At 56.8% G+C, this 8,883-nt stretch carries 7 protein-coding genes; 1 reads left to right on the forward strand and 6 read right to left on the reverse strand.

Translation table 11 applies throughout. From position 1 onward, the window contains the following. Positions 1–47 precede the first annotated feature (47 nt). Genes ABIB24_RS25775 through tssB form a run of 6 tightly spaced genes read right to left on the reverse strand, consistent with a single transcriptional unit; the run spans position 48 to position 6,436 of the window. Positions 48–551, reverse strand: a complete 504-nt coding sequence (locus ABIB24_RS25775; protein ID WP_274079770.1) for an Hcp family type VI secretion system effector — start codon at positions 549–551, stop codon at positions 48–50. 16 nt (positions 552–567) lie between these two features. After that, positions 568–2,298, reverse strand: a complete 1,731-nt coding sequence (locus ABIB24_RS25780; protein ID WP_274079771.1) for an OmpA family protein — start codon at positions 2,296–2,298, stop codon at positions 568–570. Between the two features lie 5 nt (positions 2,299–2,303). Beyond that, complete coding sequence (tssL, locus tag ABIB24_RS25785; RefSeq protein WP_274079772.1) at positions 2,304–2,984, reverse strand: type VI secretion system protein TssL, short form; 681 nt, start codon at positions 2,982–2,984, stop codon at positions 2,304–2,306. After that, positions 2,981–4,336 carry a type VI secretion system baseplate subunit TssK gene (gene tssK, locus ABIB24_RS25790; protein WP_274079773.1) on the reverse strand — a complete coding sequence of 452 codons (1,356 nt, stop codon included), beginning with the start codon at positions 4,334–4,336 and terminating at the stop codon, positions 2,981–2,983. The genes tssL and tssK overlap by 4 nt, the downstream gene beginning before the upstream one ends. 23 nt (positions 4,337–4,359) lie before the next feature. Next, positions 4,360–5,898, reverse strand: a complete 1,539-nt coding sequence (gene tssC / locus ABIB24_RS25795) for a type VI secretion system contractile sheath large subunit (protein ID WP_137164314.1) — start codon at positions 5,896–5,898, stop codon at positions 4,360–4,362. Between the two features lie 34 nt (positions 5,899–5,932). After that, on the reverse strand, positions 5,933–6,436 hold the full coding sequence (tssB, locus tag ABIB24_RS25800; protein WP_137164315.1) for a type VI secretion system contractile sheath small subunit: 504 nt from the start codon (positions 6,434–6,436) through the stop codon (positions 5,933–5,935). Between the two features lie 795 nt (positions 6,437–7,231). Between tssB and ABIB24_RS25805 the strand changes: the two genes are divergently transcribed. Further along, positions 7,232–8,557: an MFS transporter gene (locus ABIB24_RS25805; protein WP_137164316.1), complete on the forward strand. Its 1,326-nt coding sequence runs from the start codon at positions 7,232–7,234 to the stop codon at positions 8,555–8,557. Positions 8,558–8,883 lie beyond the last annotated feature (326 nt).

An 8,883-nucleotide genomic window follows, 5' to 3' on the forward strand; every position in this document is an offset into this window, starting at 1 on the left:
CCCAAGACACTGGAGGCCGTCAACCCACCAAGGCTGACAACCAAATTTCATCCAGCGGCGGCAGCACTAGGTCGTTCATTCCAGGAATCCGAATGAATGATGTTTCCGTCCTTGAATGCCCAAGTAATCTTTTCGTATCGCAGCTCGACCAATTCCAGATGGTTGTGTTTTTCTTTCGCTGGGTCTTTGACGTCGTGCATTTTTGGTGCGACTTTCACGACCTTGACGTTTTCCAACTTTGTGTTGAAATACTCAACTTCCTGCCCGGCATCGTTGATTTTGTACCATTTGAACTCGGCCACTTTAAGCGTCTGCCCGGTGGTCACGGCCTTGTAGAGATAGGGGGACGAAGCGTCTATCTCCTTAGTGAAAACAAAAGGCGTATGAATGCGCGTGCCGGTTAACTTTCCAGTATTGTTATCGGTAGGGATATACAGATCGTGGTCCTGACCGACAACTTCAATACTGCCCTCACGATCCTTCACGTCCACCGAACCTTTGATATCAGCACCACCATCGTCTTTCAGCCACAGATAAACAGGAATAGCCATGTAGAAGTTCCTCATTTCAAGTATTGGGCGTCGCGGAGTGCGACAGGGGTTGCAGACCCGAGGCCGTAGCCGAGGGCTGACAAGCCCCCACCTCCGGTACCAGGCGAATTTCAACTCGGCGATTGGCCGACCGTCCTTGTTCCGTATCATTGCTCGCGATGGGCTGGCTTGCCCCCAAGCCCTGCACTGCGAAGCAGTTGTCGGGGATGTCACCCATGTGGCGAATCCAGTCGTGCACCGCGGAAGCGCGCGCTCGCGACAAGCGCAGGTTCTGTTCGTCGCTACCTGTCGCATCCGTATGGCCCGTAATCACGATCAACCAGCCCGGCTGGGCCTTGATGCCCGCCAACGCATTTACCAGGAACTTGGTCGACGCTGGTTTCAACTGCGCGCTGCCGCTGCTGAAGAGCGACAGGCTGTCCAGGCGAATCGTGCGAGGCTTGTCCGGTACACCCCGGGGCATCGTCGGGATGCGGTGGCCGTTGATCGCAGCCAACAGTGGCAGTCGTAGTCTTTCGCCCTGATACAGCCCGATACCCAGCGACCACGGCTCACCTTGGCGATAGTAGTAATCCAAACGCTGCGCATCCTGGCGAAGCACAACCAATGCCTCCTCGCGCTGCGATATGTTGTGTGCCTCAGTACTGAGCGAAGCAGTGCTATAGCGTCGCAAGTCGTCGGTAACCTGACGTATCAGCAGTGTGTTCTGCCTGGCAGAGCTGATCAGGGCGATGGAGGCCGTCAATGCAAACAACCAGATCCCAATCAGCACTGCCCTGCTTCGCGGACTGTTCAGAGCCCTACCGGGCAGCAAGTTGAGCAAAGGGTCCGGAAACGGTAACGGCGCGTTTGCACGATCAGCCCCACTACAAATGAAGGAGAGCCCGGTATGCTCCTGCAACCAACGGCGCCACAGGTTGCCTTCTCGAGATCGCCCTGCCTCAGGTATGAGCGCAACCGCAACGGCGACAGCCGTTACCATCCTCTGACGGGGAACGCGTACGCTCATTTCCGGCGAGCACACTTCATTCAGCCAACCCACAGCAGCATTCAACTGCACCGTCGCTCGCATCCGCGCGGCTTCTTCCCCCTGATCTGTGTTCCTTCGCTGCCATTCGGAGAGAACCAGGCACTCCCCCGAATCTCGCACTCGCACACCCGACTCATCAGGCTCCCAACTGAACCAGGGGGAAGCTCCGGTTGCGCTCTGGAAATAGCCCACAATCAGCAGCGACAGCGGTGTGCCTCGCCTTCCCAACATCGCAATCTGGTTGCATACGCTGTGTAGCTGGTTCGCAAGCACTGCGCGATCAGTATGGGCTCTCGGGTTTACAACCCACATCACACTAAGCTGCCCGTCCCACTCTGGACGCTCCAACAACAGATCAGCGACCGTTGCGGGCAACTTCAGAAGGTCGGGTACTGGTACATAGCACCCCTGCGCTGTTACCCGAAGCATCAATGGCTCAGTAGGCGAGGTGTCAAACAGCTCAGCCAGGCAATCGCCGACCACCAGAACAACGGGATGACGGTAGGACGCGACAGGGAGGGTGACGCCACTAACCCGCTGCATCTCTGTACTTTTATCGCCAGCATGCTGGCTGCGGCGCCAATGCATCACCATCACGGCAATAACTACCAGAACAGCCACTGCCTGCCCCTCGATAGCCAACGGCAACGTGGCAATCAGCAGCAAGGACAAAGCACCGGCCCATAGCCAAAGCCCTTGCTTCTGTATCTGCGGCACGACGCTCACTCCTGCACCGGCAAGAGTGAGGCCACTGCCTGACCTAACGCGTGATCTAGCCACCACCAGGCACCCCCCAACAGGACTGCCGCCATCACGACGTGGAGCAAAGGCGACTGCAACCAACCCCACATCGGTATCCGTGGACCATTGCCTACCTGGATGACCAGCGACTGGCTTGTATCGAGAGGCGCCACCTGTGCGGATATTGCAGCCAACAACTGCTGCCGCTCCGGGTGATTGACCTCTCGGTAGCGCCCCAGGAAGCCAAGCATCAGCACCCGCTGGAAGACGGTGAACACGTAAGGGTGCGCAGCAGCTTCACGCAGCACAGTGCGCATATCTTCGTAGAGCGACTCACCTGCTTGATGGCTGCTGAAAAACTTTGCCTGCAGCGTTTCCATCGCCCAGTCCTCATGAGCCCGACCTTCGGCGCAAGCGAGAACCGTTTCATCCAGCAACGCACATTGCGCATGACTGATCAGGTCGATGCTACGACCATCCAGACCATCCTCATGAAGCGTGGCGCGTACATGCTCGACATCAGCAACGCAACGTGACCAGAGTTCCGGACTACTGTGCGCCTCGGTACCGTGTCGCAGTTCGACGACCAGCAGATAGGTGTCCTGCAGCAACGCATCGATATCCACCTTGGCTGGGGCGCTCTTCTGTGCCGTACGACTCATGAGCGAAGCACCGCGAATAGTTCAAGCTTGACCTCCTGAAACACACTCGGGACATAAAGCGCACAGACCCCGCCAGCCAACATGGCACGGCCCTTTTCATGACTGAGGTCGAGGGCAAAGTACTGATTCTCTAGGCGTAGCGGTATCGCTGCCGGGACGTGACCCAGAGGCTTCAGAGGAACGCCATCGAGTGCCGCATTTACAAGATGGTCCACATCGTCGGGGGAACCAATCTTGCACAGTCGCGGGAACTGGCTTTGCACCTGGACTGCTGGAAGCCGGCAGCGAACAGAAAGGTAGAAATCAGCTCCTTCAGGTTCGAGCAGGCGTGGATCACTTAGGGAAACCTGCCAACGGTTGGCACTACGCGCCTCCAGCACCAGCGCCAGAACGCGCGACGGCAGGCTTGCCTCCAGCAACGTGGAAAGGGTGCGCATCAACGGAGGGAAAACGGCCTCCAGGTCTTCATGCTGGTAGGCAGGGATATCCTCGATGCCATGGTCCAACGAGAAGGTGAGTAGACCACCCGCGAGCTTCACCAACTGCTGATATACCTGCTCGGGGTGCCGCGCAGGATGAGCTTTAAGGTCAGCCAACACAGGCTGATAGGTATTCAACGAATGGAGCAACCAGAACAACGTGACATCTGCCACAGCAAAGTCTGCCATGCGCTGGTTGCTCTCTCGGCGCATCCCCATCAACCGCTCACGTTTGGCTGACAGCTGAGTCAGCAAGTTGTCGAGTTGAAGCAATAAACCTGCATGCGCATCAAAGCTCAGCAGCGGCGGGATGTAGCTATCATCAATCTCCCACCCATCTGCGCCGGCGCGTACCAAGCGAGCCACCGGGCACGTGAGGTAATCTGAGTTATCGTCTTCATCCAGACGCAGGCTCAACGCATGTTCGAGTACGCTGATTGACTGCATTTCGTCTGAGTAGAGATCTTGGGTATCCCGCCAGACTTGGCGGTACCTGACGGGGCGCTCAGCTCTGCCGTCTTCGAACAGGCAGTTGTTACCATTGGCCTGTTCCAGCGGCAAAGCGAGCACGACCGTGGCAGTCTGGATATCACCGGGCAATACCCGAGACAGCTCAAGAGCACCAGGAAGTCGATCCAACCGATCTGTGTCAATCAAAGTACTATCGGGCAGGCACAACTGAAGCCGGGTGGCCACAAGTTTGCCCAACTGCAGTGCATCCGCATCAAACGCTACATGCTGGATACCCCAGGGATGGACCAAGACCCGAGAGGCGATACTTTGATTAGTCCAGGACTCGAAGCGGGCCTGCTGCTGAAACTGCTGAGCAGATAACACCACGCCGTGCGCCCACAAAGGCCGGTCGATTTTCACGTCATGTACTCCTGTGACCGCACTTAAGATTTCGCTTTTGGCATCTGCGAAACCAATGACAAGTTGATGTCCATACCCTCAACCTGGAAATGAGGCACAGCAAACAATTTGACCCTGAAGAAGCCTGGATTGTCGTCAATGTCTTCGACAACCACTTTTGCTTCCCTCAATGGATGAGAGGCCTGCAGGTCATCTCCTGGATCGGTCATTTCGGTGACCAGGCCGCTTATCCACCTATTGAGCTCCAACTCCAACAGGCGACGGTCTTTGGTTGTACCGATATTCTCCCGCTGGATCAGCTTCAAATAGTGCGCAATGCGAGAAAGCAGGAACACATAGGGCAACCGCGCGTTGATGCGACTATTCGCCGTTGCCTCTGCTGTATCATAAATAGCAGGCTTGTGGGCCGAGTTGGCCGAGAAGAAGCAAGCGTAGTCACGATTCTTATAGTAGGAGAGCGGAATCAAGCCCAAATTGGCGAACTCAAATTCGCGAGTTTCTGGAATCATCACTTCCGAAGGAATTTTGACTTGACTACCTGTCCCCATGTCGTACAAATGGATCGGCAGGTTAGTAACAGCTCCTCCCGACTGCGGGCCTCGAATTTGCACACACCAGCCATTGGCGATAAAGCTTTTAACCATGTTCGCCGCGAACGCGAATGTCGAGCTTACCCACAAATACTTGCTATGGTCCGGCCCCTTGACTCGCTCTACATAATTAAACAACCGAACCGGGTTGGTGTCGGGCCCGTAAGGTAGACGACCCAGGGTACAGGGCGTCGTTGCGCCCACGTAACGAGCGTCATCGCTCTGAGCAAAAGCGTGCCATTTGATGTACTCCGCACGATCCATGTAGTTGCCGATATCCTTGATAGCAGCCACTTCCTCCATGGTGTTCTTCCCGAAGAATGCAGGACCCACTGAGCACAAGAAGGGCATATGGGCTGCGGCAGCCACCTTCGAAATATTCCGCAACAGCGCTATATCTTGCGGCCCTCGCCCAAACTCGTAATTCGAAACCGCCGCCGCGATGGGCTCACCGCCAGGCGTGTCGTACTCCTGGGTATAGGTATGCAGATACATACCGCTTTGAGAGATCTCCGGTGCGTCTTCAAAGTCCTGCGCCAGATGCTCCTTACTGATATCCAGCAGTTCGATTCGGACGTTCTGACGAAAATCCGTCTGGTCAATCAACGATTTGGCGCCGCGCCAGATCGACTCGACCCGCTGAAAATCCGGATGATGCATTACCGCGTCCAACTGACTGCTGATCTGGGCGTCAATCGAGGCAATGTGTTCATCCAGCAACGCCCTGTCCAGCCGCTCCACCTTCGGGGAGACTTGCTTGAGCCTGTCCAGGAAAACGCTCACCGACGCAGTAACACGCTCATTAGCCGTTGCTTCTGACAAAGCATCCACACTTTGGAATGCCTCAATGCCTCCCATGCGGTCAAGCGGCTCGAGGTCAATTCTTTCAAATAGCGCGTGGTAGACACTTTGATTTTCTTCCACCGGCACGGTGGCGCCACGCGATTGCGCAGAAGATAGCTCTTCGGGCATTGGTTAGTTTCCTGTAAGTCGAGAAGATGGTTTTCTAGCGCTCGTGTTGAGGTGCAAGGGCCGCCAGTTCCTTACGCAACTCGTCACTCAGAGCCTCGTCTTTGAGTATCCGCTCCAATTCAGCGCGGAACGTTGCGTTATCCAAAAGATTGGCCTTCAACTCACGCAGTAGATTTCGCATCGCCAGCAAAGCGCGCAGTTGCGGTATCTGCCGTGCAACTTGTTCTGGCTCGAAGTCCTTCATGCGCTGAATACTCAGCTCGACAGGCGTCTCACCACCCTCGCCCGACAGCGTATCTTCAACAATAAGCTTGATACTCGGAGAGAGATCAGCCAACACACTGTCAAAATTATTCTTGTTGATATTTACCTTCGGCCGCTCTGATAGTGGACGCTGCTCCTTGCCATTGCTGTAGTCGCCCATCAACATGAGTTTGAGCGGAAGCTCCACCTTGCGTTGAGCACCGCCTGTATGCAAGTCGAGCTTGATATTGACCCTCGCCTTAGGCACTTCATTCTGAAAACTGTTTGACGCCATGATCCCTCCTGAAACAAGAGTACCGAGCAATACTCGCCCCGTAACGTAGACCCACATTGCCGGAGGTTGGAACCGGCTGCACACATGCATTAAGCTGAGCGCCCTTTCCGTGCGTGCCCATCAACAATGACGCACATCGTTATCTTTCGCCACCCCTCATCGAGAACTAGGAAACGTCCTACATGTTCTTTCAACTCGATACATTATTCAGGTGCTCTTTGCTCCTTGGGACATCGATCCCGCCGACAAAAAATGCATGAATACACTCGGTGTTTATTTCAATGTAACTTTCGCGTAGGACATGACTTACAAAATGCACTGAAAGCCAAACAAATGCTGCAAAGGCAGGACGTGCACAGTTCGCAAAAACAAGAACTACATGAACGTGTACATCGGCGAGATGGTAGAAGCGAAAAGCAACCTGCACAAAACCCTTCCAATGTGGATTCAGCAATGCTGCCGCGCGGAGGTCGAACGCTGGGCAACTGTATGATTCTGGTTGCTCCAGAGACAGTTCATGCCCAGCGCGCAACACCACCCTTCCCTCCAGCACCTCACCGGCCTGCGGTAGCGAGCAACGAAGGGCAACGCCGTCTACCCTGAATATGCGTTGCCCCTTGCCTCGCCCGCAGGCCCAACGCAACCGTTCGGTAACCGAACACTAGCCCTTCCCTTGAATTGACGCTGCTGCCTTCACTGCTCACCATGCACCGGCCTTGCGTGTCCCCCTGCCTGGGAATCGGTCACGTACTCGTAGCACCGCAGCTGAATACAATTTCAAGAATCGAGCAGTTTATGAACCACTCCAAGATCACCCCCGCCGCCCCCCGGATGCCCCAGGGTTCGATCGGCGACAAGCTTCGCGGCGCCTTCGGCGTCGGCAAGACCCGTTGGGGCATGCTCGCCCTGGTGTTCTTCGCCACCACCCTGAACTACATCGACCGTGCTGCGCTCGGCATCATGCAGCCCGTCCTGGCCAAGGAAATGAGCTGGACGGCGATGGACTACGCCAACATCAACTTCTGGTTCCAGGTCGGTTATGCGGTCGGCTTCCTGCTGCAGGGCCGGCTGATCGACAAGGTCGGGGTAAAACGCGCGTTCTTCTTCGCCGTGCTGCTGTGGAGCCTGGCTACCGGCGCTCACGGCCTGGCCACCTCTGCCGCTGGTTTCATGGTCTGCCGCTTCATCCTCGGCCTGACCGAGGCCGCCAACTACCCGGCCTGCGTGAAGACCGTACGCCTGTGGTTCCCGGCTGGCGAGCGGGCCATCGCCACCGGCCTGTTCAACGCCGGCACCAACGTCGGCGCCATGGTCACGCCGGCCCTGCTGCCGCTGATTCTGGCCGTGTGGGGCTGGCAGGCCGCATTCATCGCCATGGGCAGCCTGGGCCTGGTGTGGGTGGTGCTGTGGGTGCTGAAGTACTACAACCCTGAAGATCACCCGCGCGTGCGCCAGAGCGAGGTGGAGTACATCCAGCAGGATGACGAGCCCGAGCCAACCCGCGTGCCGTTCAGCCGCATCCTGCGCCTGCGTGGCACCTGGGCCTTCGCGGTGGCCTACGCGATTACCGCACCGGTGTTCTGGTTCTACCTGTACTGGCTGCCACCGTTCCTCAACCAGCAATACAGCCTGGGCATCAACGTGACCCAGATGGGTATCCCGCTGATCATCATCTGGCTGACGGCAGACTTCGGCAGCATCGGCGGCGGCATCCTGTCTTCCTGGCTGATCGGCCGTGGCGTGCGCGCTACCACGGCGCGGCTGGTGTCGATGCTGATCTTCGCCTGCACGATGGTCAGCGTCATCTTTGCCGCCAACGCCAGTGGCCTGTGGGTCGCGGTGGCGGCCATCTCGCTGGCGGTGGGCGCACACCAGGCATGGACGGCGAATATCTGGAGCCTGGTGATGGACTACACGCCCAAGCACCTGGTGAGTACCGTGTTCGGTTTCGGCAGCATGTGCGCTGCGATTGGCGGGATGTTCATGACGCAGATCGTCGGTAGCGTGCTGACCGCTACCAATAACAACTATGCCGTGTTGTTCACCATGATCCCGGCGATGTACTTCCTGGCGCTTGTGTGGATGTACTTCATGGCGCCACGCAAGATCGAGAGCGCCTGAACGCGCTAGCCACTTACCTCTACGGGGCCCTTGCGGGCCCTTTTTTTGGCCAGTCAGCAATCAGTAATTCTTGCCTGCCCGGCCTCATCGCCGGCAAGCCAGCTCCCACAGGTACAGCGTTGCTCTCGAGTTTGTCGCTGTACCTGTGGGAGCGGCCTTGTGTCGCGAAAGGGCTGCAAAGCAGCCCCAGCAATTTCAACTGTTGCGCATCAATCCTGGGGCCGCGTTGCGGCCCTTTCGCGACACAAGGCCGCTTGTGTCTTGATGAGGGATTAAAATCTGGAGTGAGAGCGGTGAATGACAAGCTGAATGCCGCAGGTGCCATG

The sequence above is a fragment of the Pseudomonas sp. UYEF17 genome, from assembly GCF_040546125.1.
GTDB lineage: Bacteria > Pseudomonadota > Gammaproteobacteria > Pseudomonadales > Pseudomonadaceae > Aquipseudomonas > Aquipseudomonas putida_Z.